Source organism: Luedemannella helvata (assembly GCF_039528415.1).
Classification (GTDB): domain Bacteria; phylum Actinomycetota; class Actinomycetes; order Mycobacteriales; family Micromonosporaceae; genus Luedemannella; species Luedemannella helvata.
In genome coordinates this window covers 217,901-244,773 of record NZ_BAAALS010000006.1, presented here as the reverse complement: position 1 = coordinate 244,773, position 26,873 = coordinate 217,901, and the positions used below count along the sequence as shown (strand labels likewise).

At 68.1% G+C, this 26,873-nt stretch carries 24 protein-coding genes and 3 tRNA genes; 26 read left to right on the top strand and 1 reads right to left on the bottom strand.

Annotated elements, in window-relative coordinates; all coding sequences use genetic code 11:
* Positions 1-160: 160 nt before the first annotated feature.
* The gene (locus ABD191_RS08865) at positions 161-766 is read right to left on the bottom strand and encodes a DUF4328 domain-containing protein (protein WP_344078805.1); all 606 of its coding nucleotides are present in this window, start codon (positions 764-766) and stop codon (positions 161-163) included.
* Positions 767-1,031: 265 nt separating this feature from the next.
* Here ABD191_RS08865 and ABD191_RS08860 point away from each other — a divergent pair, with 265 nt between their 5' ends.
* From ABD191_RS08860 to rplW, 26 genes are all read left to right on the top strand, one after another.
* Complete coding sequence (locus ABD191_RS08860) at positions 1,032-1,223, top strand: hypothetical protein (protein WP_344078803.1); 192 nt, start codon at positions 1,032-1,034, stop codon at positions 1,221-1,223.
* 37 nt (positions 1,224-1,260) lie between these two features.
* Complete coding sequence (locus ABD191_RS08855; RefSeq protein WP_344078801.1) at positions 1,261-3,810, top strand: putative bifunctional diguanylate cyclase/phosphodiesterase; 2,550 nt, start codon at positions 1,261-1,263, stop codon at positions 3,808-3,810.
* Between the two features lie 112 nt (positions 3,811-3,922).
* Positions 3,923-3,995 (top strand) — tRNA-Thr (locus ABD191_RS08850).
* A gap of 13 nt (positions 3,996-4,008) precedes the next feature.
* Positions 4,009-4,081, top strand: a tRNA-Met gene (locus ABD191_RS08845).
* A gap of 57 nt (positions 4,082-4,138) precedes the next feature.
* Entirely contained in the window at positions 4,139-4,306 is a 168-nt protein-coding gene (rpmG, locus tag ABD191_RS08840; protein ID WP_344078799.1) for a 50S ribosomal protein L33, read from the top strand.
* Between the two features lie 91 nt (positions 4,307-4,397).
* Positions 4,398-4,841, top strand: a complete 444-nt coding sequence (locus ABD191_RS08835; protein WP_344078797.1) for an FAS1-like dehydratase domain-containing protein — start codon at positions 4,398-4,400, stop codon at positions 4,839-4,841.
* Between the two features lie 3 nt (positions 4,842-4,844).
* A complete protein-coding gene (locus ABD191_RS08830; protein ID WP_344078795.1) occupies positions 4,845-5,249 on the top strand; it encodes a MaoC family dehydratase in 405 nt (134 codons plus the stop codon).
* A gap of 93 nt (positions 5,250-5,342) precedes the next feature.
* Positions 5,343-5,415 (top strand) — tRNA-Trp (locus tag ABD191_RS08825).
* Positions 5,416-5,586: 171 nt separating this feature from the next.
* Positions 5,587-5,964: a preprotein translocase subunit SecE gene (gene secE / locus ABD191_RS08820; protein ID WP_344078793.1), complete on the top strand. Its 378-nt coding sequence runs from the start codon at positions 5,587-5,589 to the stop codon at positions 5,962-5,964.
* Positions 5,965-6,022: 58 nt separating this feature from the next.
* A complete protein-coding gene (gene nusG / locus ABD191_RS08815; protein ID WP_344078792.1) occupies positions 6,023-6,733 on the top strand; it encodes a transcription termination/antitermination protein NusG in 711 nt (236 codons plus the stop codon).
* 122 nt (positions 6,734-6,855) lie between these two features.
* Positions 6,856-7,290 (top strand): 50S ribosomal protein L11, encoded by a 435-nt coding sequence (gene rplK / locus ABD191_RS08810; RefSeq protein ID WP_344078790.1) that lies wholly within the window; start codon positions 6,856-6,858, stop codon positions 7,288-7,290.
* A gap of 65 nt (positions 7,291-7,355) precedes the next feature.
* On the top strand, positions 7,356-8,069 hold the full coding sequence (gene rplA / locus ABD191_RS08805; RefSeq protein ID WP_344078788.1) for a 50S ribosomal protein L1: 714 nt from the start codon (positions 7,356-7,358) through the stop codon (positions 8,067-8,069).
* 989 nt (positions 8,070-9,058) lie between these two features.
* Positions 9,059-9,595 carry a 50S ribosomal protein L10 gene (gene rplJ / locus ABD191_RS08800; RefSeq protein WP_344078786.1) on the top strand — a complete coding sequence of 179 codons (537 nt, stop codon included), beginning with the start codon at positions 9,059-9,061 and terminating at the stop codon, positions 9,593-9,595.
* Positions 9,596-9,809: 214 nt separating this feature from the next.
* On the top strand, positions 9,810-10,199 hold the full coding sequence (rplL, locus tag ABD191_RS08795) for a 50S ribosomal protein L7/L12 (RefSeq protein ID WP_344078784.1): 390 nt from the start codon (positions 9,810-9,812) through the stop codon (positions 10,197-10,199).
* Positions 10,200-10,693: 494 nt separating this feature from the next.
* Positions 10,694-14,131, top strand: a complete 3,438-nt coding sequence (rpoB, locus tag ABD191_RS08790; protein ID WP_344078783.1) for a DNA-directed RNA polymerase subunit beta — start codon at positions 10,694-10,696, stop codon at positions 14,129-14,131.
* Positions 14,132-14,220: 89 nt separating this feature from the next.
* The gene (locus ABD191_RS08785) at positions 14,221-18,108 is read left to right on the top strand and encodes a DNA-directed RNA polymerase subunit beta' (RefSeq protein ID WP_344078781.1); all 3,888 of its coding nucleotides are present in this window, start codon (positions 14,221-14,223) and stop codon (positions 18,106-18,108) included.
* Positions 18,109-18,246: 138 nt separating this feature from the next.
* The gene (locus tag ABD191_RS08780; protein ID WP_344078780.1) at positions 18,247-18,618 is read left to right on the top strand and encodes a hypothetical protein; all 372 of its coding nucleotides are present in this window, start codon (positions 18,247-18,249) and stop codon (positions 18,616-18,618) included.
* A 61-nt stretch (positions 18,619-18,679) separates the two neighbouring features.
* Entirely contained in the window at positions 18,680-19,657 is a 978-nt protein-coding gene (locus ABD191_RS08775; protein WP_344078778.1) for a hypothetical protein, read from the top strand.
* A 492-nt stretch (positions 19,658-20,149) separates the two neighbouring features.
* A complete protein-coding gene (gene rpsL, locus ABD191_RS08770) occupies positions 20,150-20,524 on the top strand; it encodes a 30S ribosomal protein S12 (RefSeq protein WP_344078776.1) in 375 nt (124 codons plus the stop codon).
* Complete coding sequence (rpsG, locus tag ABD191_RS08765) at positions 20,524-20,994, top strand: 30S ribosomal protein S7 (protein WP_344078774.1); 471 nt, start codon at positions 20,524-20,526, stop codon at positions 20,992-20,994. The genes rpsL and rpsG overlap by 1 nt, the downstream gene beginning before the upstream one ends.
* Before the next feature lie 66 nt (positions 20,995-21,060).
* Positions 21,061-23,160: an elongation factor G gene (fusA, locus tag ABD191_RS08760; RefSeq protein WP_344078772.1), complete on the top strand. Its 2,100-nt coding sequence runs from the start codon at positions 21,061-21,063 to the stop codon at positions 23,158-23,160.
* Positions 23,161-23,285: 125 nt separating this feature from the next.
* Positions 23,286-24,479, top strand: coding sequence for an elongation factor Tu (tuf, locus tag ABD191_RS08755; RefSeq protein WP_344078770.1), 1,194 nt, complete (start codon positions 23,286-23,288; stop codon positions 24,477-24,479).
* 462 nt (positions 24,480-24,941) lie between these two features.
* Positions 24,942-25,250 (top strand): 30S ribosomal protein S10, encoded by a 309-nt coding sequence (rpsJ, locus tag ABD191_RS08750; protein ID WP_018347762.1) that lies wholly within the window; start codon positions 24,942-24,944, stop codon positions 25,248-25,250.
* 13 nt (positions 25,251-25,263) lie between these two features.
* The gene (rplC, locus tag ABD191_RS08745) at positions 25,264-25,926 is read left to right on the top strand and encodes a 50S ribosomal protein L3 (RefSeq protein ID WP_344078769.1); all 663 of its coding nucleotides are present in this window, start codon (positions 25,264-25,266) and stop codon (positions 25,924-25,926) included.
* A complete protein-coding gene (gene rplD, locus ABD191_RS08740; RefSeq protein ID WP_344078767.1) occupies positions 25,923-26,570 on the top strand; it encodes a 50S ribosomal protein L4 in 648 nt (215 codons plus the stop codon). Before rplC ends, rplD begins: the two co-directional genes overlap by 4 nt.
* Positions 26,567-26,869 carry a 50S ribosomal protein L23 gene (gene rplW / locus ABD191_RS08735; RefSeq protein ID WP_344078765.1) on the top strand — a complete coding sequence of 101 codons (303 nt, stop codon included), beginning with the start codon at positions 26,567-26,569 and terminating at the stop codon, positions 26,867-26,869. Before rplD ends, rplW begins: the two co-directional genes overlap by 4 nt.
* The last annotated feature ends 4 nt before the right edge of the window (positions 26,870-26,873 follow it).

Sequence of the window (26,873 nt, the reverse complement as noted above, 5' to 3'; positions counted from 1 at the left end):
CCCGCCACAAGCTGCAAAAAGGGCCCCCGACCAGCGGAAACGCCGGTCGGGGGCCTTCGTCGTCGGTCCCACTCAGTCACAGGGGGACCGCTCGATCACTCGTCCCGGCAATAGTCGGCAAAGTGCCGCGCTTTTGTTGACGGTTGAGGGACTGCCAAGCTCAGTCAGTGCGAGAGCGACGCTGTGCTGAGCATCCTGATCTTTGGCGAGGTGGCGGTTCGGCGCCGGGCCGGTTGCGTACGGAGGCCGCCTGCGCCGCCACTTGCCTAGATGTCACCCGCCGCGCCTGGGCCCTGGTGATCAACGCGACGGCGCTTATCTGGCAGGCCGCGAAGATCAGAATCGCGACGGTGGTGCAGGGCGCCCACCAGGTCGCGGTCCGGTCCGGCTCCCAGGCAAGCCCGATTGTGGACCAGTAAGCCTTGGGCAGTCCTCTGCTGAGCGTCGATGAGGCTTCCAGCGCAACCAACCAGGCGCCCGTCAGGAGTACGGCGGCCCGTCGCGGCAGTGCGTGGCGGGCCAGGTCGGCGACCACCCACGGGATCAGCGCCAGGTCGATGATCGGCAGGAACCATGCCCACAGCGCCCACGCGGGCCGTGACCGGGCGACGGCCTCGGGAAAGGCGTCCAGGTTGTGCCGCGCCCGATAGAGCCAGATGGCGAAGGAAACCAACAGGAGTACGCCAGCGATGTTCAGCAGGACGACGACATTTCCTGACAAAGCCACGTTGGCAAGCGCGATGGCCGAGTACCCGACGGTGGTCACGACCGCGGCGAGTGCCCATCGGCATAGGTCGTAGTAGGGACGCGTGTCTGGCGTGTGGACACTCCGGGTGGCGGGCGTGCCAGTAAACGTGAGAAGCCTTCGTGTCGGATCGGGGTGTCGGCCCCCTAATTATTGGCCGAATGGCTAGTTTCACCGGGTCACCGGGCAGACGTGCGAGTCGAGGGTTTCAGCCCGCCGCAGCCTGTGGCAGCATGCCAGGAAGTTGATATGACGGGTGCAGCCTGCATTTTGTTGGGAGGGTGGCATGGGCCAGCAAGACTCGGGCCACAAGGAGCGGCGACGGATGCTCCGCAGCAAGGTCGCACGGATTCTCCTCGTGTCCGCGTTTGGCGTGCTGACCGTCAGCGCCGGCTTCGCGTCCCGACCCATCACCTACATGTTGGTTGACACGACCTGGAGCGTCGGCGAGGCGACCAGTTCGGTTCCGCTTGACTGAGGTCGGGCGGCTTCGGGGCCGATAGCTGGGAGCGCCGGTGTCATTTGTTCGAGTTCCGGTCCGCCGGTCGGCCCAACTGGCCTGGTTCGTCACGGCCCCGTTGGCGGCGATCGCCATCGCGGTGTTCGTGCCGCTGGCGGCGGCCGTTCCGGCGCGTCCGGCGGACGTGCCCAAGGCGATCGCGCTCTGCGCGCTGTTCATCGCGGCTGAGGCGACTCTGCTGCACTTCACCGTCCGGCGCCAGGCCGTGTCGGTCTCGTTCGCCGAGATCCCCCTGCTGCTCAGCTTCTTCTTCCTGCCACCGTCGCTGGTCCTGCTGGCCCGGCTCGTCGCGCTCGTCCTGGCGAACAGCATCCGCCGCGTACCCGTGGTGAAGATGTGCTTCAACGTCGCCTGCATCGCGGCGGCGACGGTCGTCGCCAACACGATCGTGGTGGCCGCCGGTCCCCTCAATGACCGCGGCCCCCGCACCTGGCTCGTGCTCTCCGCGAGCGTCGCCGTCACGTCGATCGTGAGCCTGCTGGCCGTTCTCGCGATCGTGGCCCTCATGCAGGGCCGGATGAGCCTGCCGGCGCTGACCCGCACCGCCGTCACCGCGCTCGCGGTCAACGCGGTGAACATCATGGTCGGCCTCGTGGTGCTGCTCGTGTTGCAGGCTTCGCCCTGGTCCGTGCTGCTCCTGCTCGGTCTCGGCGGCGTCCTGATCGTGGTCTACCGGTCGTACGCGCAGTTCGCGCGCCAGCACAAGAGCCTCGGCGAGCTGTACGAGCTGACCCGCGCGATCGGGGAGTCCAGCCGGGACGGGTCGCTGCCGGACGCGTTGCTCGGCCGGGTCCGCGAGCTGATGGGCGCCGAGTACGCGACGCTGTGGCTGCCGGCCCAGGGCCGTCATCCGGAGGTCCTGCTCACCTCCCGCGTGGACGATCACGGCCTGCTCGACGTCACCGGTACCCCCGACGCTCTGCGGTTGAGGGCGAGCGCGGAGGGCCTGACGATCGCCGTGGGCGCCCGGCTCGGCGACGACCGGGCGCGCGCCCTGCTGCGCGAGTCGGGTGCCAAGGAGGCCATCGTCGTGCCGCTGCGCTCCGGGGCGGCCGTCATCGGCACGCTGGAGGTCGTCAACCGGCTCAACGACGTCAGCACCTTCACCCCGGACGACGTGCGGCTGATCGAGACGCTCGCCGCGCACGTGTCCGTGGCCGTGGAGAACTCGCGGCTGGTCGAGCGGCTGCGCTTCGACGCCTACCACGACGCGCTGACCGGGCTGCCGAACCGCCGCCGGATGCTCGACGCGCTGGAGGAGGCGGTCAAGGTCCGCGCGCCCGGCGAGGTCGTGGCGCTGCTGCTGTTCGACGTGGACGGGCTGCGCGACGTCAACGACTCTCTCGGGTACGCGGCCGGCGACCAGCTCGTCGCCGAGGTCGCCCGACGGCTGCGGGCGATGGCCCCGGCGGCCGCCCTCGTCGGCCGCGCCGGCGGCGACGAGATCGCCGTAACGCTGCGCCTGCGCAACGCCGACGCGGCCGTCTCGCTGGCCCGCGAGCTGCGCGAGCAGGTGCGCCACCTGAGCATGGACATGGGCTCGGTCAGCCTCGAACTGGACACCGCGGTCGGCATCGCCCTGCACCCCGACCACGGCACCGACCCGGACATCCTGCTCCAGCGGGCGGACCTGGCCAACCACGCGGCCAAGCAGCTCAGCCTGCCGATCCAGGTCTACCACGCGAGCCTAGAGTCGCGGGCCGTGCAGCGGCTCAGCCTCGCCGCGGACCTGCGCCGCGCGATCGAGTCGGCAGAGCTTGAGGTGTACTTCCAGCCGAAGGTCACGCTGGCCGGCCGCCGGGTCATCGGCGTCGAGTGCCTGGCCCGCTGGGAGCACCCCACGCACGGTCACGTCCCGCCCACGGAGTTCGTCGCGGTCGCCGAGCGGACCGGCCAGCTGGGCCGCCTCACCGAGCTGGTCCTGCACGAGGGGTTGCGCCGCTGCCGCGACTGGATCGACGCCGGCCGGCCGCTGGCCGTGGCGGTCAACATCTCGCCGCGCACGCTCATGGACGCGGCCTTCCCCGCCCGGGTCGGGGAGCTGCTGCGCGAGCATGACGTTCCGGCCCACCTGCTGACCTTGGAGATCACCGAGGACGGCATGGTCGGTGAGACCGAACGCCCACTGCCCGCGCTGCGCAAGCTTGAGGAAATGGGCGTACGGCTCGCCGTCGACGATTTCGGCACGGGGTACTCGTCGCTGTCCTACCTGCGCAGCCTTCCCGTGCACGAGGTCAAGATCGACCAGTCGTTCGTGCAGGGAATGGCGACCGACCCGGGCGACCTGGCGATCGTGCGGGCGGTCGTCGACCTCGCCCGGCACTTCGGGCTCACGGCGGTCGCCGAGGGCGTGGAGAGCGAGCTCACCCTGTCGCTGCTGGAGGAGGTCGGCTGCGACGTCGGCCAGGGCTACCTGTTCAGCCGCCCGCTGCCGCACGAGCGCTTCGAGGCGTGGCTGGCCGCCCAGACCGAGCCCGACCCGGTACCCGTGGGGGTCCTGGGACACGGCGGTGGCGAGATCCGCCGGTTGCGCGCCGTGAACTGATCTCCCGCACGTGATCCGGGGCACCCCGCAGGACGTACGGGCGGATCTGATTTCACGATGCGCCGCGCGTTGTGTACTCTTACCCGAGCGACCGGACCGGTGGTTCTGGTGTGCCCCCTTAGCTCAGTCGGCAGAGCGTCTCCATGGTAAGGAGAAGGTCTACGGTTCGATTCCGTAAGGGGGCTCTCCGCACGTCTCGGCGGTGTAGCTCAGATGGCAGAGCAAGCGGCTCATAATCGCTGTGTCGCCGGTTCGATTCCGGCCACCGCTACGATGGACACCTGATCGGTGTTCAGACCCTAGGTACCAACGAGGAAGGCACACGGCCGTGGCCAAGGCGACCGACATTCGTCCAAAGATCACGATGGCGTGTGTGGACTGCAAAGAGCGCAACTACATCACCAAGAAGAACCGCCGCAACGACCCGGACCGCATTGAGCTGAAGAAGTTCTGCCCGCGTTGCGGCAAGCACACCGCACACCGCGAGACCCGCTGAGCGCGTCCGCACCATCGCCTTCCGACGGCGCCCGCCAGGCATGAGCCCGGCGGGCGCTGTCGTGTCCGGCGCGGTCGCATAAGCTCTCGCCATGCCGTTGGACGCCAGCCTGACCGGAAAGTCGTATCCGCCCTCCCCGCCCTACGAGGTGGGCCGGGAGAAGATCCGGGAGTTCGCCGACGCGATCGGCGCGCCCGAGGCCGCCTACCGCGACGTGGCGGCCGCCAAGGAGCTCGGACATCCGGACGTGATCGCCCCACCCACGTTCCCGGTGATCTTCAGCGGGACCATCAATGACACGCTGATCGCGGATACCGCGCTCGGTCTGGACTTCAGCCGGGTCGTCCACGGCGACCAGCGGTTCGCGTACGTGCGCCCGGTGCGGGCGGGGGACCGGCTGGTGTGCCGGGCCACGATCGAGGACATTCAGTCCCGGGTCGGCAACGACTTCATCACCACCAGGGGCGAAATTTCCACCGAGGACGGCGAGCCCGTCCTCACGCTGTGGTGCCGGCTCGTCGTGCGGGGAGAGTGACCGATGTTGCAGCAGGGAACCCAACTGCCAGTCCAGACGTACCAGGTGACGCGCGCGGACCTGGTCCGGTACGCGGGCGCCTCCGGCGACTTCAACCCGATCCACTGGAACGACCGGGTCGCCACCGCCGTGGGCCTGCCGGGGGTGATCGCCCACGGGATGTTCACGATGGCGCTGGCGGGACGCGCCGTCACCACCTGGACGGGCGACCCCGGCTCGATCGTCGAGTACAGCGTCCGGTTCGCCCGCCCGCTCGTGGTCCCGGACGACGACGAGGGCACGCAGGTGCAGGTCGCCGGGGTCGTGAAGGCGGTCGACGAGGAAGGCCGCGCGCAACTGGACCTTACGGTGACGTGTGGCGGCGAGAAGGTGCTCACCCAGGCCAAGGCGCTGGTACGCCAGGGGTAGGCACCCGGGAAGGGTGGCGGGTTGGGAGTTTGCGACACCTACCCGTACACTGGTCCGCCGTGGGGTGAGTGGCGTCTGTCTCTCGCTTCGCAAAGGGGTGTGGCGCAATTGGTAGCGCAGCGGTCTCCAAAACCGCAGGTTGCAGGTTCGAGTCCTGTCGCCCCTGCGCCGAAGGCCTGCACACTGGTGCTTAACGGGTCTTCACCGGCGCTGCCGACGTCCCGTGAGCGCGGTGCGCTGGCAGCGGAGCTCCCGGTGATTGGGAGCGACATACCACCCGTGCCGGAGCGCTCAGCGAGGTAATGCTGAAGCCGGCTGGAGACGAAAGTAGGACGACGTGGCCGACAGCAAGCGCCGCGGCGACGACCCCGAGGCTGAGGGCGCCGGCGGTTCCGACGCCGAACTCGAGGAACTGCTTGAGGAGTCTGAGGACGAGACCCCCGAGCGCGCCGAGAAGGCCGAGCGTAAGAGCGCCGTGGAGTCGTTCGAGCGCCGCAGCACGAAGCCGGGCGAGAAGGGCCCTGGTCTTTTTGGGCGGTTTACCCGATTTGTTCGCGAGGTTGTCGCCGAACTGCGTAAGGTCATCTGGCCGACCCGCAAGGAGTTGCTGACCTACACCAGCGTCGTCATCGTTTTCGTGGTGATCATGCTGAGCATCGTGGGCCTGCTTGACCTGGGTTTCGCCAAGGTGCTGCTGGCGATCTTCGGCGCTTAGTACGGAAACATGTGTCTCCCGCCCGTAGGGGGCGGGAGTGGCAGGGAAGAGAGTCAGCGTGCCCGAGTACGACGAGACCGGCCAGACCGACACGATCGCCGAGCCGTCGGAGGGTGTTGAGGCCGCTGCCGCCACCGAGCAGGTGCCGGTGGTGGAGGCCGTGGAGTCGGACGACGACTTCGACCCGGTCGCCGAGCTGCGTCAGAAGCTGCGCTTCGCGCCCGGTGACTGGTTCGTCGTGCACTCCTACGCCGGCTACGAGAACAAGGTCAAGACCAACCTCGAGACCCGCATCACCAGCCTCGACATGGAGGACTACATCTACCAGGTCGAGGTGCCGACCCGGGAAGAGGTCGAGGTCAAGAACGGCAAGCGGACCCAGGTCCAGAACAAGGTCTTCCCGGGCTACATCCTGGTCCGCATGGAGCTGACCCCCGAGTCGTACTCCTGCGTGCGGAACACGCCCGGCGTCACCGGCTTTGTCGGCGCCACCGACCGCGCCGACCGCCCCGCGCCGCTCTCCCTCGACGAGGTGCTGAAGTGGCTCGCGCCTGCCGCCGAGACGGAGAAGAAGGCCGCCAAGCCGGGCGTCAAGGTGCTCGACTTCGAGGTCGGCGACTCGGTCACCGTCATCGACGGCCCGTTCGCCTCGCTCCCCGCGACGATCAGCGAGATCAACGCGGACCAGCAGAAGCTCAAGGTCCTGGTCTCCATCTTCGGCCGCGAGACGCCGGTGGAGCTCAACTTCAACCAGGCCTCGAAGATCTGAGTACGGGTCACCGGCGGGCGTACTCCGCCGGTGCGGTACCCTGAAACGTCCGGCTGTGCACGGCGGCTTTGCCGTGCCCGTCTTCCGGACGATCACCATCCGCCCAGGATCAGGAAAGAATCATGCCTCCGAAGAAGAAGAAGCTCGTCAAGACCTTCACGCTTCAGCTGCCGGCAGGCCAGGCCACCCCGGCGCCGCCCGTCGGCCCGGCGCTCGGTCAGCACGGCGTCAACATCATGGAGTTCGTGAAGGCGTACAACGCCCGGACCGAGTCCCAGCGGGGCGACATCGTCCCGGCTGAGATCAGCGTCTACGAGGACCGTACGTTCACGTTCGAGCTGAAGACGCCGCCCGCCGCCCGGCTGCTGATCAAGGCCGCTGGCATCCCGAAGGGCTCCGGCACGCCGCACTCGGCCAAGGTCGGCTCGATCACGCAGGCTCAGCTGCGCGAGATCGCCGAGAAGAAGATGGCCGACCTCAACGCGAACGACGTGGACGCCGCCGCGAAGATCATCGCCGGCACCGCGCGTTCCATGGGCATCACCGTCAAGGACTGACCGTCCTCTTAAGCGTGGGAGGGGCACTTTCGCGGCCCCGACACAGACCACAGGAGAACTGACTCATGCAGCACAGCAAGGGCTACCGCAAGGCGGCCGAAAAGATCGACAAGTCGAAGCTGTACGTCCCGATCGAGGCGATCAAGCTCGCCAAGGAGACGACGACCACCAAGTTCGACGCCACCGTCGAGGTCGCCATGCGCCTCGGTGTCGACCCCCGCAAGGCGGACCAGATGGTCCGCGGCACGGTCAACCTGCCCCACGGCACCGGTAAGACCGCCCGCGTGATCGTGTTCGCCGCCGGCGCGAAGGCCGACGAGGCCACCGCCGCGGGTGCCGACGTGGTCGGCAGCGACGACCTGGTCGCCCGCATCCAGGAGGGCTGGCTCGACTTCGACGCCGCGATCGCCACGCCCGACCAGATGGCCAAGATCGGCCGGATCGCGCGGATCCTGGGCCCGCGCGGCCTCATGCCGAACCCGAAGACCGGCACGGTGACCATGGACGTCACCAAGGCGGTCCAGGACATCAAGGGCGGCAAGATCACCTTCCGGGTCGACAAGCACTCGAACCTTCACCTGATCATCGGTAAGGCCAGCTTCAGCGCCGAGCAGCTCGTCGACAACTACGCCGCCGTCCTCGACGAGGTCCTGCGCGCCAAGCCGTCCGCGGCGAAGGGCAAGTTCCTCAAGAAGGTCTTCGTGACCACCACGATGGGCCCCGGCATCCAGATCGACCCGAACGTCACGCGCAACCTGCGCGAGACCACGGAGTCCTGAGCCGCTCCCGTCGCAGCATCCGGAAGGGCCGTCCCACTACGGGGCGGCCCTTCCGCTGTCCCCGCCCATCCACGAGGCCTCCGGCGACCTCAACCCAACCCGGCCGCGACCCGGCCGCGACCCGGCGCCATCCGACCCGGCTCGCGACCCCGGCCAGCGCTTCGCCAAAGTCGCGCATTTGGCGAAGCGGTACACCCACCTCCCCGCCAAATGCATGAACGTGGCGAACCGGAGGGCTGGCCGCCTCGCCATAGTCGTGGTTTTGGCGGGTGGGAGGGCTGGCCGCCTCGCCATAGTCGTGGTTTTGGTGGCTGGGAGGGCTGGCCGCCTCGCCATTGTCGTGGTTTTGGCGGGTGGGAGGGCTCGCCGCCTCGCCAATGACGTGACTTTGGCGACCCAGGCCGTCCGTCATCTCACCACATGCGTGACTTAGCGGGGATCAGGTAGCTCGACCTGACGATCACGCCCTCCGCAGGGCGCCCGGGGCGCCGAGACGGCGCCCGGACGGTCGAATTCCAGCGCTATGGCGCCATCGCGTCGAGATCCCGGTCCAGTTTCCAGCGCCAGGGTGCCTTATTGCAGGACTTTCGTCCCGCGTTTGGTGGCTGGGTGCCTTAGCGCTGGAATGCCGTCCCGCATCCGGTGGCCATCGCGCCGTAGCGCCGCAACCCCGGCGCCGGAGCGGAGCCGGCAGGCACGACCCGTACACGGCACCCAGCCGCACGCGGGCCTGGGGGTGGTCAGGCGCCGATTTGGTGCCTGGCCCGCCACGGCGTACATTTATTGCGAAGTTCCACCCAAAGACCGCTGGTCACCGTGTCGCAAGCACGGTCGAAGGTCCTGTTGACGCAGGCGGCCCGCGCAGGATGGACGGTCAGCGTCAAGGTGCGATCAGCGCCTGTCCCGCCCCGTGCGCCCTGCGCCGGGGCGTTTTCGTTGCCAGGGCCGCCGATGAACGGCCAGCCGAGTAGAGCAACGAAAGGAGGGACATGGCGGACAAGCCGGTTCGGGCCGACAAGGCCACCGCTGTCGCGGAGCTCACCGAGAGCTTCCGGTCGTCCACGGCGACCGTGCTGACGGAGTACCGCGGCCTCACGGTCGCGCAGCTCAAGCAGCTGCGGCGCTCCATGGGCGCCGACACCACGTACGCGGTCGCGAAGAACACCCTCGCGAAGCGTGCCGCGACGGACGCGGGCATCACGGGCCTCGACGATTTGTTCACCGGTCCTACCGCGCTCGCCTTCGTGTCCGGCGATGTCGTTGAGGCGGCGAAGGGCCTTCGCGAGTTCGCGAAGACCAACCCGCTCCTCGTCATCAAGGGCGGGGTCTTCGAGGGCAAGGCGATGACGGCGGACGAGATCCGCAAGCTCGCCGACCTCGAGTCCCGCGAGGTGCTGCTGGCCAAGCTGGCCGGCGCCATGAAGGGCAACCTCAGCAAGGCCGCCGCGCTGTTCCAGGCGCCGCTGGCCAAGACCGCCCGCCTGGCGGCCGCGCTGCAGGACAAGCGTGAGAAGGACTCGGCCTGACGGCCGGAGCCGTGGTTTCCGGTGAGGACCGGAAGGCCCATTGGCTTGGCCTGACGGCCGGAGCCGTGGTTTCCGGTGAGGACCGGAAGGCCCATTGGCTCGGCCTGACGGCCGGAGCCGTGGTTTCCGGTAAGGACCGGAAGGCCCATTGGCTCAGCCTGACCTGGTCGGGCTCCCAAAGACTAGTGAGATCCAACGAAAGGAAGTCGCCACCATGGCGAAGCTGAGCACCGACGAACTGCTTGAGACCTTCAAGGAGATGACCCTCATCGAGCTTTCGGACTTCGTGAAGAAGTTCGAGGAGGTCTTCGAGGTAACCGCCGCGGCCCCGGTCGCCATTGCCGCTGCCGGCGGTGGCGGTGGCGCGGCCGAGGCCCCCGCCGAGGAGGAGAAGGACGAGTTCGACGTCATCCTCGAGTCGGACGGCGGCAAGAAGATCAACGTGATCAAGGTCGTCCGCGAGCTGACCGGTCTGGGCCTCAAGGAGGCCAAGGACCTCGTCGAGGCCGCCCCGAAGCCGATCCTTGAGAAGGCCAACAAGGAGAACGCCGACAAGGCCAAGGCGAAGCTCGAGGCCGAGGGCGCCAAGGTCACCCTCAAGTAATCTCGCGCTCCGCGCGTCGGTGGGCGCCCTCCGCATGGAGGGCGCCCACCGTGTTTCTATCGTTGCTGTCGGGTTAAAGGATCATTCTTTTGTACCGATTTGATCCGTCTCATGACCGTCACATGGTCCAGGGCCCTTGACGCGGCGCGATGCGCCATGCACGCTGAATCCGCAACGCCTTACGGGGCGGTGCGACGGCCCCCTAGATTCACAGCACAGCTGACCGCTTGCACGGATGACGCGCCGCGGTCGCGATCCACGGGAGTCGCCTGGTACGGATAGCGGAGGACGGGTCCGGCGGAAAATCGGACACGTTTGGGAGCACGTGCGCAGGTGACTTGCCAGCGGGTAGCCCGGCGGCTACACTGCTAGTTTGCGCTGCCTCCTCATTTGGCCTCTGCCGGTCATGTCCTTTTATGGGCTATTTCCGAACGGGGTCTGTTGGGGTGCTCGCGAAACGGCCGTTGCACCACAGGTCCTCGGAAGGACGCATCTTGGCAGCTTCCCGCCCTGCGAAGACCAGTCAATCAAGCGCATACGCTCCTCGCCGAATTTCTTTCGGCCGGATTACGGAACACCTGGAGGTGCCCAACCTCCTCGCCATCCAAACCGAGTCGTTCGACTGGTTGGTGGGCAACGAGGCCTGGGCGCAGCGGTGGGCCGGGGATCCGCATGCACGGAGCGGGTTGGCTGAGATCCTTGACGAGATTAGTCCTATTGAGGACTTTTCTGGCACTATGTCCCTCTCCTTCAGCGCACCGCGCTTCGACGAGGTCAAGGCCTCGATCGAGGAGTGCAAGGAGAAGGACCTCACCTACTGCGCCCCGCTCTTCGTCACCGCCGAGTTCACCAACCACTCGACGGGTGAGATCAAGAGCCAGACGGTGTTCATGGGTGACTTCCCGATCATGACCCCGAAGGGCACGTTCATCATCAACGGCACCGAGCGTGTCGTCGTGAGCCAGCTCGTCCGGTCACCGGGTGTCTACTTCTCCAAGGAGCCCGACAAGACGTCCGACCGGGACATCACCACGGTGAAGGTGATCCCGAGCCGTGGCGCCTGGCTCGAGTTCGATATCGACAAGCGCGACACGGTCGGCGTCCGCATCGACCGCAAGCGTCGTCAGGCTGTCACCGTCCTGCTCAAGGCGATCGGTTGGAGCAACGACCGCATCCGCGAGCACTTCGGTTGGTCCGAGCTGATGATGACGACCCTCGAGAAGGACCACATCGCCAGCCAGGATGAGGCCCTGCTCGACATCTACCGCAAGCTGCGCCCGGGCGAGCCGCCGACGCGCGAGAACGCCCAGACCCTGCTCGACAACCTCTTCTTCAACCCGAAGCGGTACGACGTCGCGCGGGTGGGTCGCTACAAGTTCAACAAGAAGCTCGAGCTCGACCTGCCGATCACCACCGGGGTGCTGACGGAGGACGACATCGTCGCCACCGTGGCCTACCTGTGCCGGCTGCACGCCGGCGAGGAGGGCTACGAGGCGGACGACATCGACCACTTCGGCAACCGCCGCCTGCGCACCGTGGGTGAGCTGATCCAGAACCAGGTCCGGGTCGGCCTGTCCCGCATGGAGCGGGTCGTCCGGGAGCGGATGACCACTCAGGACGTCGAGGCGATCACGCCGCAGACCCTGATCAACATCCGCCCGGTGGTCGCGGCCATCAAGGAGTTCTTCGGTACCTCCCAGCTGTCGCAGTTCATGGACCAGACCAACCCGCTCGCGGGTCTGACCCACCGTCGCCGCCTGTCGGCGCTCGGCCCGGGTGGTCTGTCGCGTGAGCGCGCCGGCTTCGAGGTGCGTGACGTTCACCCGTCGCACTACGGCCGCATGTGCCCGATCGAGACGCCGGAAGGCCCGAACATCGGCCTCATCGGCGCGCTCTCCACGTTCGCGCGGGTCAACCCGTTCGGTTTCATCGAGACGCCGTACCGCAAGGTCGAGAACGGCAAGGTGACCGAGCAGATCGACTACCTCACGGCGGACGAGGAGGACCGGCACGTCATCGCGCAGGCGAACGAGCCGCTCAAGAGCGGCGGCGAGTTCACCAACGCGCGCGTGCTCGTGCGCCGCAAGGGCGGCGAGGTCGACTACGTGACGCCGGACGCCGTGGACTACATGGACGTCTCGCCGCGCCAGATGGTGTCGGTCGCGACCGCCATGATCCCATTCCTGGAGCACGACGACGCCAACCGCGCGCTCATGGGCGCGAACATGCAGCGCCAGGCCGTGCCGCTGGTGAAGGCCGAGTCGCCGCTGGTGGGCACCGGCATGGAGTACAGGGCGGCCGTCGACGCCGGTGACGTGGTCGTCGCCGAGGTCGCCGGCGTGGTCGAGGACCTGTGCGCCGACTACGTGACGGTGCACCAGGACGACGGCCACCGTCGTACGTACCTGCTGCACAAGTTCCGGCGGTCGAACGCGGGCTCCTGTGTGAACCAGAAGCCGGTGGTGTTCGAGGGCGACCGGGTCGAGGCCGGCCAGGTCATCGCGGACGGACCGTGCACCGACGAGGGCGAGATGGCACTCGGGCGCAACCTGCTCGTGGCCTTCATGACCTGGGAGGGGCACAACTACGAGGACGCGATCATCCTGTCGCAGCGCCTCGTGCAGGAGGACGTCCTCACCTCGATCCACATCGAGGAGCACGAGGTCGACGCCCGCGACACGAAGTTGGGTCCGGAGGACATCACCCGCGACATCCCGAACGTCAGCGAGGAGATGCTCGCCGACCTCGACGAGCGCGGCATCATCCGGATCGGTGCCGAGGTCGTCCCCGGCGACATCCTGGTCGGCAAGGTCACGCCCAAGGGCGAGACGGAGCTGACCCCGGAGGAGCGGCTGCTGCGCGCCATCTTCGGCGAGAAGGCCCGCGAGGTCCGCGACACGAGCCTCAAGGTCCCACACGGCGAGTCGGGCACGGTCATCGGCGTTCGCACGTTCTCCCGCGAGGAGGGCGACGAGCTGCCGCCGGGCGTCAACGAGCTGGTCCGCGTCTACGTCGCCCAGAAGCGCAAGATCCAGGACGGCGACAAGCTCGCCGGCCGGCACGGCAACAAGGGTGTCATCTCCAAGATCCTTCCGGTCGAGGACATGCCGTTCCTTGAGGACGGCACCCCGGTCGACATCGTGCTCAACCCGCTCGGCGTGCCGAGCCGGATGAACATCGGCCAGGTCCTCGAGACCCACCTCGGGTGGGTGGCGAAGACCGGCTGGAAGGTCGAGGGCGAGGACGCCGCGTGGAAGTCCGCGCTGAAGGCGATCAACGCGCACGAGTCCGAGCCGGACACGAACGTGGCGACGCCGGTCTTCGACGGCGCCAAGGAGGAGGAGATCAGCGGCCTGCTGGCCTCCACCCTGCCGAACCGCGACGGCACCCAGATCGTGGGTTCGTCCGGCAAGGCGCGCCTGTTCGACGGCCGCAGCGGCGAGCCGCTGCCGGACCCGATCGCGATCGGCTACATCTACATCCTCAAGCTGAACCACCTGGTCGACGACAAGATCCACGCTCGCTCGACCGGTCCGTACTCGATGATCACGCAGCAGCCGCTGGGTGGTAAGGCGCAGTTCGGTGGCCAGCGGTTCGGCGAGATGGAGTGCTGGGCCATGCAGGCCTACGGCGCCGCGTACGCGCTGCAGGAGCTGCTGACCATCAAGTCCGACGACGTCGTCGGCCGGGTGAAGGTCTACGAGGCCATCGTCAAGGGCGAGAACATTCCGGAGCCCGGCATTCCGGAGTCGTTCAAGGTTCTGCTCAAGGAGCTGCAGTCGCTCTGTCTCAACGTCGAGGTCCTCTCCAGTGATGGGGTGGCCCTGGAGATGCGCGAGACGGACGACGAGGTCTTCCGGGCCGCGGAGGAGCTGGGCATCGACCTCTCCCGGCGACCGAACGAAGGCGCGATCAGCGTCGACGAAGTCTGATTGGGACCGGTCCGGGTCGCCACGGCGGCCCGGACCGCAGCCCCTCCTGAACCACCAGACGAGCTACTGAGATTCGAGGGATAGCCGAAGTGCTCGACGTCAACTTCTTCGACGAGCTCCGCATCGGTCTCGCCACCGCGGACGATATCCGTCAGTGGTCGCACGGCGAGGTCAAGAAGCCGGAGACCATCAACTACCGCACCCTCAAGCCCGAGAAGGACGGCCTCTTCTGCGAGAAGATCTTCGGCCCCACCCGGGACTGGGAGTGCTACTGCGGTAAGTACAAGCGGGTCCGCTTCAAGGGCATCATCTGTGAGCGCTGCGGCGTCGAGGTGACCCGGGCGAAGGTCCGCCGTGAGCGCATGGGCCACATCGAGCTGGCCGCGCCGGTCACCCACATCTGGTACTTCAAGGGCGTCCCGAGCCGGCTGGGCTACCTGCTCGACCTCGCCCCCAAGGATCTCGAAAAGATCATTTACTTCGCTTCGTACGTGATCACGAGCGTGGACACCGAGGCGCGCCAGCGCGACCTCCCCACGCTGGAAGCGGAGATCATCGCGGAGAAGCGGCATGCCGAGAACGGCCGCGACGCCGAGATCGAGAAGCGGGCCGCGAAGCTGGAGGCCGACCTGGCCGAGCTTGAGGCCGAGGGCGCCAAGAGCGACGTGCGCCGCAAGGTCAAGGAGGCTGGCGAGCGGGAGATGCGCCAGATCCGCGACCGGGCCCAGCGCGAGGTCGACCGGCTCGACGAGGTGCTCGACACCTTCCGCAAGCTCGACTCGAAGCAGCTCATCACGGACGAGCTGCTCTACCGCGAGCTGCGCGACCGGTTCGGCGAGTACTTCACCGGCCACATGGGCGCCGAGGCGATCAAGTCGCTGGTGGAGAACATGGACCTCGACGCCGAGGCCGAGAACCTGCGCGAGACCATCCGTACGGGCAAGGGACAGCGGAAGATCCGCGCGCTCAAGCGCCTCAAGGTGGTCGCCGCGTTCCTCAACACGACCAACTCGCCGCTCGGCATGGTCCTCGACTGCATCCCGGTCATCCCGCCGGACCTGCGGCCGATGGTCCAGCTCGACGGTGGCCGGTTCGCCACGAGCGACCTCAACGACCTGTACCGCCGGGTCATCAACCGCAACAACCGCCTCAAGCGACTGATCGACCTCGGCGCTCCCGAGATCATCGTCAACAACGAGAAGCGGATGCTGCAGGAGGCCGTCGACGCGCTCTTCGACAACGGCCGCCGTGGCCGCCCGGTGACGGGTCCCGGTAACCGTCCGCTGAAGTCGCTGTCCGACATGCTCAAGGGCAAGCAGGGCCGGTTCCGCCAGAACCTGCTGGGCAAGCGCGTCGACTACTCGGGCCGGTCCGTCATCGTCGTCGGCCCGCGGCTGAAGCTGCACCAGTGCGGCCTGCCCAAGCAGATGGCGCTGGAGCTGTTCAAGCCGTTCGTGATGAAGCGCCTGGTGGACCTCAACCACGCGCAGAACATCAAGTCGGCCAAGCGCATGGTCGAGCGTCAGCGCCCGGTCGTGTGGGACGTGCTGGAGGAGGTCATCGGCGAGCACCCGGTCCTGCTCAACCGCGCGCCGACCCTGCACCGCCTCGGCATCCAGGCCTTCGAGCCGCAGCTGGTCGAGGGCAAGGCCATCCAGATCCACCCGCTCGTCTGCACCGCGTTCAACGCGGACTTCGACGGCGACCAGATGGCCGTGCACGTGCCGCTGTCGGCGGAGGCGCAGGCCGAGGCCCGCGTGCTCATGCTGTCGTCGAACAACATCCTCAAGCCGGCCGACGGCAAGCCCGTGACCATGCCCACGCAGGACATGATCATCGGCCTGTACCACCTGACCCACCTCAAGGAGGACGCGCTCGGCGCTGGCCGGGCGTTCTCCTCCGAGGCCGAGGCCCGGATGGCCTACGACGCGGGCGAGCTGCACCTGCAGGCCCCGATCACGATCCGCCTGCCGGAGGTCGTCGGCATCGAGAACGGCGCCGGCAAGCCGGCCTGGGAGGAGCCCGAGGGCTTCCAGCCGGGCGACACCGTGATCGCGCAGACGACGCTCGGCCGGGTGCTGTTCAACGAGACGCTCCCCGTGGCGTACAAGTTCATCAACTACGAGATCCGCAAGAGCCAGCTGTCGGCGATCGTCAACGACCTCGCCGAGCGGTTCCCGAAGGTGCAGCTGGCGGCGACGCTGGACGCGCTCAAGGAGGCCGGCTTCCACTGGGCCACCTGGTCCGGAGTGACCATCGGTATCGAGGACGTCGTGGCGCCGCCGCGCAAGCGCGAGATCCTCGACCGGTACGAGAAGGAAGCCGAGCGGATCGACAAGCAGTACCAGCGTGGTCTCATGACCGCCGAGGAGCGCCGCGGCGAGCTGATCGAGATCTGGACCAAGGCGACCAACGAGGTCGCCAAGGAGCTGGACACCGCGCTGCCGGTGGGCAACCCGCTGTGGACGATGATCCACTCGGGCGCCCGGGGCAACATGCTCCAGCTGCGCCAGATCTCGGCGATCCGTGGCCTGGTGGCCAACCCCAAGGGTGAGATCATCCCGCGTCCGATCAAGGCCTCGTTCCGCGAGGGTCTGTCCGTGCTGGAGTACTTCATCTCCACGCACGGCGCCCGCAAGGGTCTGGCCGACACCGCCCTGCGTACCGCCGACTCGGGTTACCTGACCCGTCGTCTGGTGGACGTCTCGCAGGACGTGATCATCCGCGAGGAGGACTGCGGCACCGACCGGGCTATCCAGATCACCATCGGGCAGCGCCCCGAGGGCGAACTGGTCGCGCACGAGCACGCCGAGACCGGCGTGGTCGGCCGTACGCTCGCGGACGACGTGACCAACGCCAAGGGCGAGGTCGTGGTCGCGCGCGGCACGGACATCAACATGATCCTGCTCGGCAAGCTCATCGAGGCGGGGGTCGACACGGTGCGCATGCGTTCCGTGCTCACCTGCGAGTCGAAGCTGGGCGTCTGCGCGGCCTGCTACGGCCGGTCGCTGCCGACGGGCAAGACCGTGGACGTCGGCGAGGCCGTCGGCATCATCGCCGCGCAGTCCATCGGTGAGCCGGGTACGCAGCTGACGATGCGTACCTTCCACACCGGTGGTGTCGCGGGTGAGGACATCACCCAGGGTCTGCCCCGTGTCCAGGAGATCTTCGAGGCGCGCGTGCCCAAGGGCAAGGCGCCGATCGCGGAGACCCCCGGCCGGGTGCGGATCGAGGACGGCGAGCGGTCACGCAAGATCATCATCGTGCCGGACGACGGCAGCGACGAGATCGTGCACGACAAGATCTCCAAGCGCGTCCGCCTGCGGGCCCACGACGGTTCCCACGTGGGCGTCGGCGAGAAGCTCACCGAGGGCACGATCGACCCGCACGAGCTGCTGCGGGTGCTCGGCCCGCGCGCGGTCCAGGTCCACCTGACCCAGGAGGTCCAGGAGGTCTACCGCTCGCAGGGTGTGCTCATCCACGACAAGCACATCGAGATCATCATCCGGCAGATGCTGAAGCGGGTCACGATCATCGACTCGGGCTCGACGGAGTTCCTGCCGGGCCTGCTGGTCGACCGCGCCCAGTTCGAGGCGGAGAACCGTCGGGTCGTCGCCGAGGGCGGCGAGCCGGCCGCCGGCCGTCCGGTCCTGATGGGCATCACCAAGGCGTCGCTCGCCACGGACTCGTGGCTCTCGGCCGCCTCCTTCCAGGAGACGACCCGGGTGCTCACGGACGCGGCGATCAACGCCCGGAGCGACTCGCTCATCGGCCTCAAGGAGAACGTCATCATCGGCAAGCTCATCCCGGCCGGTACGGGCATCTCCCGCTACCGCAACATCCGGGTGGAGCCGACCGAGGAGGCGAAGGCCAAGGTCTACTCGATGACCGGCTACACCGAGGCCGACTACGGCTTCGGCCCGGCCAGCGGCGTGGCCGTCCCGCTCGACGATTTCGACCTGGGGTCGTTCCGCTGAGCTGAGGGATAACTGAACGTGGGGCCCCGGGACAACGTCCCGGGGCCCCACGGCGTCCACGGACGTGAGCCGGTCGACATCAGGGTTTTACGGGTGCTCGCCGTGCACCGATCGAGGGAACGTGCTGTGCTAGAGCCCATGACCGAGACTGTGGCCGAGCCGGCACAGAACGAAACGGATCTCCGGCACCCGCTGGATCCGGAGCCCGTACGGTCCACCAAGGCGGCCGCGGTGCTCGCGCTCGGCGTGGCGGCCGTCGTGACCGCCCCGGTCGTCGGCGGCATCATCCCGGCCACGGTCGGCCTGGCACTGGCCCGCCAGGCGCGCGGCGACCTCGTCGACGGCCGCGGCTACCTCACCGGCGCGCGGCAGCTGCGGGCCGGCGTCATCCTCGTCTGGATCGCCCTGGCCATCGCCGTGGGCGCCCTGGTCGCCGCGAGCGTCGTGGGCATCATCTCGCTGGCCGGGGACGCCAACAGCGGCCAGGACTTCCCACCCACCTCCGACTGAGCCGCGCCGCCCGGCGCCCATGAGCGAAGATGGAGTCCGGTACGGGCGGGAGGAGCGCAGCGTGGCATACGACAGCGGGGCCGGCGAGGGATTCGACGCCCGACCCGACCCGCCCGCGGCCCCGCGCCCCGAGGCAGCCGAGGAGCGCCGCGACCTCCCCGCCGACGCCCCTGACACGGCCGGCCAGCGTCCCGAGGCCACCGATAGCCGCCCCGAGGCAGCAGATAGCCACCCGGAGGCCGCCGAAAGCCGCCCGGAGATCGCCGGCGGGCGTCCCGGGGTCGCCGGGAGGGGCAGCCCCGCTGCGGCCACCTGGGCCCCGCCGTCGGGTTCACCCCCCACTGGACCCGTCGGCGGCTGGGCGGCGGCCACCCCACCCACGACGCCGGCCCCCCACCATCCGGCGCCGAACTATCCGGCGCCGAGCTATCCGACCTCCAGCTATCCGGCGCCCAGCGATCCGACGCCGGGTAACCGGCCGGCTGGTTACCCGCCGGCCGGCTATCCAGTGCCTGCCGGGTTCCCTCCGGGCACCCACGCCTACCAGGGGGCCGGCGCGCCACCGCCGCCTTATCCGGGCATCGACGGCCGCTACGGTCCGCCGCCGGCGCCGTGGCCCGTGCCGGCCGTGACCCAGGCGTACGGGCTGCCCCGGCCGGTCGCCGTCCAGCCGGTCGCGGAAACGCCGTTCGCGGTGGCCGTCGTCGGCGTACGGCCCACGTTGAGCGGGCCGTCGGCGACCAGCCTGGCCGCCGGCATCCTGTCGATCCTGGTGGCGTTCGTGGCGCTGTTCTTCGGTCAGGTCGGTGGCGACGACGGCTGGGGCGTACGGGTGGCGGGGGCGTTCGCCATCCTGGCCGGCTTCCTCGGCGTCGCCGCGCTGGTGCTGGCCGGCATCGGCATGCGGCAGGTGGGGCGGCGCGCGGTGGTGAAAGTCTCGGGCCTCGGGGTGGCCCGGGCAGGGCTGGTCTGCGCGGTGGCCGGCCTGGTCGGCACGGCCGGCGCCATGCTGGCCGCGGTGACGGCGTCCGCCGCGTGATCATCGGCGGAGCAATGAACCGTGGCGGTACCCATACGTACCGCCAGGGTTCATTGCTTCTTTGCCGCTCCTCGTCCGGTTGGACGGGCGGGAGCCAGACCTGCGAACGCGGCACCGTTCGGGCCGAGGTAGACTGGGTGCGGAAGAATATCGGCGTGGGCGCTGCGTGGCCGGACCCGGGTGAATTCGGCCACTGTTGGCCGGGTTTAAGCACCTCGTTTTGACCTGTGTCCCTGCGGTCGGTACTCTTTCTCCTCGTGCCTGGGTTCCCAGGCCGCTTGTGCGTGCGTCAGGGCCGGGGTCCGGTCGGGCGAGCACAGACAAAACCGGTGGTGAGCACCAACGGCACCAGTGTGGGACGGGCGACACGCCCGACCGCGGGGGCCGAAACAAATCACCACCAGACAACACCAGAAGCGTTAACCGGGAAAATCCGGTAACTAGGGAAAAGGCGCGGCCGCACGTGCGGTCGAAGGGAGACTTGAGGCCCGGATGCCCACGATCCAGCAGCTGGTCCGCAAGGGCCGCAAGGCGAAGACGAGCAAGACCAAGACGCCGGCGCTGAAGGGAAGCCCCCAGCGGCGGGGCGTCTGCACGCGCGTCTACACCACCACGCCCAAGAAGCCGAACTCCGCCCTGCGCAAGGTCGCTCGCGTCAAGCTGACCAGCCAGATCGAGGTTACGGCGTACATCCCTGGTGTCGGCCACAACCTGCAGGAGCACTCGATCGTGCTCGTTCGCGGCGGCCGTGTGAAGGACCTCCCGGGCGTTCGCTACAAGATCATCCGCGGTTCGCTGGACACCCAGGGTGTCCGTAACCGCAAGCAGGCGCGCAGCCGCTACGGCGCGAAGAAGGAGAAGAGCTAATGCCGCGTAAGGGCCCCGCTCCCCGCCGGCCGCTGGTCGCCGACCCGGTGTACAACTCGCCGCTGGTCACCCAGCTCGTCAGCAAGATCCTGCTGCAGGGCAAGCGGCAGCTGGCCGAGTCGATCGTCTACGGCGCCCTGGAGGGCTGCCGCGAGAAGACCGGCACGGACCCGGTCGTCACGCTCAAGCGCGCGATGGACAACGTGAAGCCGACCCTCGAGGTCCGCAGCCGCCGTGTCGGTGGCGCGACCTACCAGGTGCCGGTCGAGGTCCGTCCGGCGCGGGCGACCACGCTCGGCCTGCGTTGGCTGGTGACCTACTCCCGTGCCCGCCGCGAGAAGACCATGGTCGAGCGCCTCATGAACGAGCTGCTCGACGCGAGCAACGGCCTCGGCGCTTCCGTGAAGCGGCGCGAGGACACGCACAAGATGGCCGAGTCCAACAAGGCGTTCGCCCACTACCGCTGGTAGTGAGCAACCCACCCGCCGGTTGCCGCTGGCATCCGGTACCAACGAGACACGAAGTAGGGATCTGACGTGGCTGCCGCCGACAACGCGCTCGCCAAGACTCGCAACATTGGCATCATGGCGCACATCGACGCTGGTAAGACGACCACCACCGAGCGGATCCTGTTCTACACCGGTATCACGTACAAGATCGGTGAGGTCCACGAGGGCGCGGCCGTCATGGACTGGATGGAGCAGGAGCAGGAGCGCGGGATCACGATCACTTCCGCCGCCACCAAGTGCGAGTGGAAGGGTCACACGATCCAGATCATCGACACCCCCGGCCACGTCGACTTCACCGTTGAGGTGGAGCGGTCGCTGCGGGTGCTCGACGGTGCCGTCGCCGTCTACGACGGTGTGGCCGGCGTGGAGCCGCAGACCGAGAACGTGTGGCGGCAGGCGGACAAGTACCACGTTCCCCGCATGTGCTTCGTCAACAAGCTGGACCGGACGGGCGCGGACTTCTTCCGCTGCGTGACCATGATGGTCGAGCGGCTCAACGCCACGCCGCTGGTGCTGCAGCTGCCGATCGGTGCCGAGTCCGACTTCATCGGCGTCGTCGACCTGATCGGGATGCGCGCGCTCACCTGGCGTGGCGAGACCCAGAAGGGCGAGGACTACGCCGTCGAGGACATCCCCGCCGACCTGGTGGACCAGGCCAACGAGTACCGGGAGAAGCTCCTGGAGACGCTGGCCGACGTCGACGACCAGATCATGGAGAAGTACCTCGAGGGCGAGGAGCTCTCGGTCGAGGAGATCCAGGCGGCCATCCGGCGGGCCACGATCGCCAGCAAGGCCAACCCGGTCGTGTGTGGCTCGGCGTTCAAGAACAAGGGCGTGCAGCCCATGCTCGACGCCGTCGTCGCCTACCTGCCGTCGCCGCTGGACGTCCCGGCGATCGAGGGCACCGCGATGGACGGGGAGACCCCGATGCTGCGCAAGCCGTCGGCGTCGGAGCCCTTCTCGGCCCTGGCCTTCAAGATCCAGACCGACAAGCACCTCGGCAAGCTGACCTACGTGCGCGTCTACTCCGGCACGCTCGAATCCGGTTCCCAGGTGGCCAACTCCACCAAGGACCGCAAGGAGCGGATCGGCAAGATCTACCAGATGCACGCGAACAAGCGTGAGGAGCGCAGCAGCGCCACCGCGGGCGACATCATCGCCGTGCAGGGTCTCAAGCAGACCACCACGGGTGACACGCTCAGCGACCCGGCGCACCAGGTGATCCTGGAGTCCATGACCTTCCCCGAGCCGGTCATCTCGGTGGCCATCGAGCCGAAGAGCAAGGCCGACCAGGAGAAGCTGGGCACCGCGATCCAGCGCCTCGCCGAGGAGGACCCGACCTTCCGCGTCCGCAACGACGAGGAGACCGGCCAGACGGTCATCTCCGGCATGGGCGAGCTGCACCTGGACATCCTGGTGGACCGCATGCGCCGAGAGTTCAACGTCGAGGCGAACATCGGCAAGCCGCAGGTGGCGTACCGCGAGACGATCCGCCGCGAGGTGGAGAAGATCGAGTACACCCACAAGAAGCAGACCGGTGGCTCGGGTCAGTACGCCCGCGTGATCGTGAAGGTGGAGCCCCTGCCGCTCACCGCTGACGGCCCGACCTACGAGTTCGTCAACGCGGTGACCGGTGGTCGCATCCCCAAGGAGTTCATCCCGTCGGTGGACGCCGGCGCGCAGGACGCCATGCAGTACGGCGTGCTCGCGGGGTACCCGCTGGTGGGGGTGAAGCTGACGCTGCTCGACGGTCAGTACCACGAGGTCGACTCGTCTGAGATGGCGTTCAAGATCGCCGGTTCGATGGTGCTGAAGGAGGCGGCCCGTAAGGCCGACCCCGCGCTCCTCGAGCCGATGATGTCCGTCGAGGTCGTCACGCCCGAGGAGAACATGGGCGACGTCATCGGCGACCTCAACTCCCGTCGTGGCATCATCCAGGCGATGGAGGAGCGCGGCGGTGCCCGCGTCGTCCGCGCCCTGGTGCCGCTCTCGGAGATGTTCGGCTACGTCGGCGACCTGCGGTCGAAGACCCAGGGCCGGGCTAGCTACAGCATGCAGTTCGATTCCTACGCCGAGGTTCCGCAGAACGTGGCGAAGGAGATCATCTCCAAGGCTACGGGCGAGTGATCGCCCGCAGCCGCGAACTGCAGAAGCACCGGGCCTGAGGCCGTAAGGCCGTAGGACCCACAGTCGACAGAAGAACCAACGTCTCGTGCGGATCCACCGCACAGGACAGTCACAGGAGGACACCAGTGGCGAAGGCGAAGTTCGAGCGGACTAAGCCGCACGTCAACATCGGCACCATTGGTCACATTGACCACGGGAAGACGACGCTGACCGCGGCCATCACGAAGGTGCTTCACGACCGGTACCCGGACGTGAACCCGTACACGCCGTTCGACGAGATCGACAAGGCGCCGGAGGAGAAGGCCCGCGGCATCACGATCTCGATCGCGCACGTCGAGTACCAGACCGAGGCGCGTCACTACGCGCACGTGGACTGCCCGGGTCACGCCGACTACATCAAGAACATGATCACCGGTGCCGCGCAGATGGACGGCGCGATCCTGGTGGTCGCGGCGACCGACGGCCCGATGCCGCAGACCCGTGAGCACGTGCTGCTGGCCCGTCAGGTCGGCGTGCCGTACATCGTGGTCGCCCTGAACAAGAGCGACATGGTGGACGACGAGGAGCTCCTCGAGCTCGTCGAGCTCGAGGTCCGCGAGCTGCTCTCGGCGCAGGAGTACCCGGGTGACGACCTGCCGGTCGTCCGGGTCTCGGCGCTGAAGGCCCTCGAGGGCGACCCGAAGTGGTCGGACGCGCTCATGGAGCTCATGAACGCTGTCGACACCGCGATCCCGCAGCCGGAGCGCGAGGTTGACAAGCCGTTCCTGATGCCGATCGAGGACGTCTTCACGATCACCGGCCGCGGCACCGTGGTCACGGGCCGCGCCGAGCGTGGCGTGCTCAAGCCGAACGAGGAGGTGGAGATCGTCGGCATCAAGGAGAAGTCGATGAAGACGATCTGCACCGCGATCGAGATGTTCCGCAAGGTGCTCGACGAGGCTCGCGCTGGCGAGAACGTCGGCCTCCTGCTGCGTGGCATCAAGCGCGAGGACGTCGAGCGGGGCATGGTTGTCATCAAGCCCGGCACGACGACCCCGCACACGGAGTTCGAGGCCACGGTGTACGTCCTCTCCAAGGAGGAGGGCGGCCGCCACACCCCGTTCTTCCAGAACTACCGCCCGCAGTTCTACTTCCGTACCACGGACGTCACCGGCGTCGTCACGCTGCCCGAGGGCACCGAGATGGTCATGCCGGGCGACAACACCGACATGACGGTGAAGCTGATCCAGCCCATCGCCATGGAGGACGGTCTGCGGTTCGCGATCCGCGAGGGTGGCCGCACCGTCGGCGCCGGCCGGGTCACGAAGATCCTCAAGTAGTACGCGCGACGGCTGGGCGACCCGGGGGCGACTCCGGGGCGCCCAGCCGGTCGGGTGAGGTCAGGGCCACGATCAGTGTGGTCTGGCCGACCCCGATTTCACATTGCCGCATCAACTCCGGCATAATGAATAGGTTGCGTCCGCGAGGGCGCGCGCTCCTGTGTGCGCGAAGTCCTCGCAGGTGGCCGTGTCCCGGGTTGTCCCCGCGGGCGAGACGGACACCTCCGCTCCCCACTACGGGTGGGCGTGTGGCGCCCACGGGACATCAGGACCCACAGCTGCCCTTCGGGGCGGAGCCTGGCCCGCGGCCGCGACACGCCCGACCGCGGGGGTCGGAAGACATGAGGCTCGCGGGCCTCGTGTGCGGCGAGTGCAGCGCCGGACACACGTCCGGTTCCGGTGCCCCACCAGGGGCGCACGGGGGCATGGCCCCCGTGGGGTAGAGAAGGAAACGAAGCCACCATGGCGGGACAGAAGATCCGCATCCGGCTCAAGGCCTACGACCACGAGGTGGTCGACTCCTCGGCGCGGAAGATCGTCGAGACCGTGACGCGCACGGGTGCTCAGGTCGCGGGGCCGGTGCCGCTGCCCACGGAGATCAACCGTTACTGCGTCATCCGCTCGCCGCACAAGTACAAGGACTCGCGCGAGCACTTCGAGATGCGCACTCACAAGCGTCTGATCGACATCATCGACCCGACGCCGAAGACGGTCGACTCGCTCATGCGTCTCGACCTTCCGGCTGGCGTCGACATCGAGATCAAGCTGTAGGGACTGGGCTGGAATGGACAGGCAAGTGAAGGGCATCCTGGGCGCCAAGCTCGGCATGACCCAGGTCTGGGACAACAACAAGGTCGTCCCCGTGACGGTGGTGCTCGCCGGGCCGTGCGTTGTCACGCAGGTGCGCACCCCGGACAAGGACGGCTACGCGGCGGTCCAGCTCGCCTACGGCGCGGTCAACCCGCGGAAGGTGAACAAGCCGAAGGCCGGCCACTACGCCAAGGCGGGCGTCGCCCCGCGCCGGCACATCGTCGAGCTGCGCACGACCGACGCCGGCGAGTACACGCTCGGCCAGGAGGTCACGGCGGCTGACTTCGCCGCCGGCACCTCGATCGACGTGACCGGCAAGACCAAGGGCAAGGGCTTCGCCGGTGTCATGAAGCGGCACGGCTTCCACGGCCTGCGCGCCAGCCACGGTGTCGAGCGCAAGCACCGCTCGCCCGGCTCGATCGGCGCCTGCGCGACCCCGGGTCGCGTCTTCAAGGGCGTGCGGATGGCCGGTCGCATGGGTGGCGAGCGCTTCACCGTGCAGAACCTGCAGATCCAGGCGGTCGACCCGGAGAACAACCTGATCCTCGTCCGCGGCGCCATCCCCGGCCCCAAGGGCGCGCTGGTGCTCGTCCGGACCGCCGCCAAGACGGAGGCGAAGAAGGGTGGTGCCAAGTGACCACGGTTGACGTTCTCGGCACCGATGGTGGCAAGGTCGGCTCGGTCGAGCTGCCCGCCGACATCTTTGACGTTCAGGCGAACATCCCGCTGATGCACCAGGTGGTCGTGGCCCAGCTGGCCGCGGCCCGCCAGGGTACGCACAAGGTGAAGACCCGCGGTGAGGTCGCCGGCGGCGGCAAGAAGCCCTACAAGCAGAAGGGCACCGGTCGTGCCCGCCAGGGCTCGATCCGCGCGCCGCAGTTCACCGGCGGTGGCGTCGTCCACGGCCCGGTGCCGCGCGACTACAGCCAGCGGACCCCCAAGAAGATGAAGGCCGCCGCCCTGCGTGGCGCCCTGTCCGACCGGGCCCGCGACGGTCGCGTGCACGTGGTCTCCACCTTCGTCGACGGCGAGACGCCGAAGACCAAGGCGGCGCTGGCCACCCTGGGCGCGGTTGCCGCTGAGGGTCGCGTGCTCGCGGTGCTCAGCCGCGAGGACGAGGTCAACTGGCTCTCGCTGCGCAACGTGCCGACCGTGCACCTGCTCTCGGCGGACCAGCTCAACACGTACGACGTCCTTGTCTCCGACCAGGTCGTCTTCACCGCGGCGGCGCTCGACGAGTTCCTCGGGGTCCCCGCGGCTGCTGAGGAGGGTGGCAAGTGAGCACCGTTGCGGACCCGCGCGACATCATCGTGGCGCCGGTGATCTCGGAGAAGAGCTACAGCGAGCTCAACAAGAACTGGTACACGTTCCTGGTTCACCCGGACGCCAACAAGACGGAGATCAAGATCGCGATCCAGCAGATCTTCGATGTCCGGGTGCTGAGCGTGAACACGCTGAACCGGCAGGGCAAGCGCAAGCGGACCCGTACCGGCTGGGGCAAGCGCAAGGACGTGAAGCGGGCGATCGTGAAGCTCGCCGACGGTGACCGCATCGAGGCCTTCGGCGGCCCGGTCGGCTAAGGGG

Excerpts from the sequence above, each read along its gene's own strand:
- ABD191_RS08835 (WP_344078797.1), top strand. The coding sequence starts at position 4,398 with ATGCCGTTGGACGCCAGCCTGACCGGAAAGTCGTATCCGCCCTCCCCG.
- rplL (WP_344078784.1), top strand. The coding sequence starts at position 9,810 with ATGGCGAAGCTGAGCACCGACGAACTGCTTGAGACCTTCAAGGAGATG.
- ABD191_RS08830 (WP_344078795.1), top strand. The coding sequence starts at position 4,845 with ATGTTGCAGCAGGGAACCCAACTGCCAGTCCAGACGTACCAGGTGACG.
- rpsG (WP_344078774.1), top strand. The coding sequence starts at position 20,524 with ATGCCGCGTAAGGGCCCCGCTCCCCGCCGGCCGCTGGTCGCCGACCCG.
- rplK (WP_344078790.1), top strand. The coding sequence starts at position 6,856 with ATGCCTCCGAAGAAGAAGAAGCTCGTCAAGACCTTCACGCTTCAGCTG.
- rpsJ (WP_018347762.1), top strand. The coding sequence starts at position 24,942 with ATGGCGGGACAGAAGATCCGCATCCGGCTCAAGGCCTACGACCACGAG.
- ABD191_RS08780 (WP_344078780.1), top strand. The coding sequence starts at position 18,247 with ATGACCGAGACTGTGGCCGAGCCGGCACAGAACGAAACGGATCTCCGG.
- rplC (WP_344078769.1), top strand. The coding sequence starts at position 25,264 with ATGGACAGGCAAGTGAAGGGCATCCTGGGCGCCAAGCTCGGCATGACC.
- ABD191_RS08860 (WP_344078803.1), top strand. The coding sequence starts at position 1,032 with ATGGGCCAGCAAGACTCGGGCCACAAGGAGCGGCGACGGATGCTCCGC.
- rplJ (WP_344078786.1), top strand. The coding sequence starts at position 9,059 with ATGGCGGACAAGCCGGTTCGGGCCGACAAGGCCACCGCTGTCGCGGAG.
- rpsL (WP_344078776.1), top strand. The coding sequence starts at position 20,150 with ATGCCCACGATCCAGCAGCTGGTCCGCAAGGGCCGCAAGGCGAAGACG.
- rplA (WP_344078788.1), top strand. The coding sequence starts at position 7,356 with ATGCAGCACAGCAAGGGCTACCGCAAGGCGGCCGAAAAGATCGACAAG.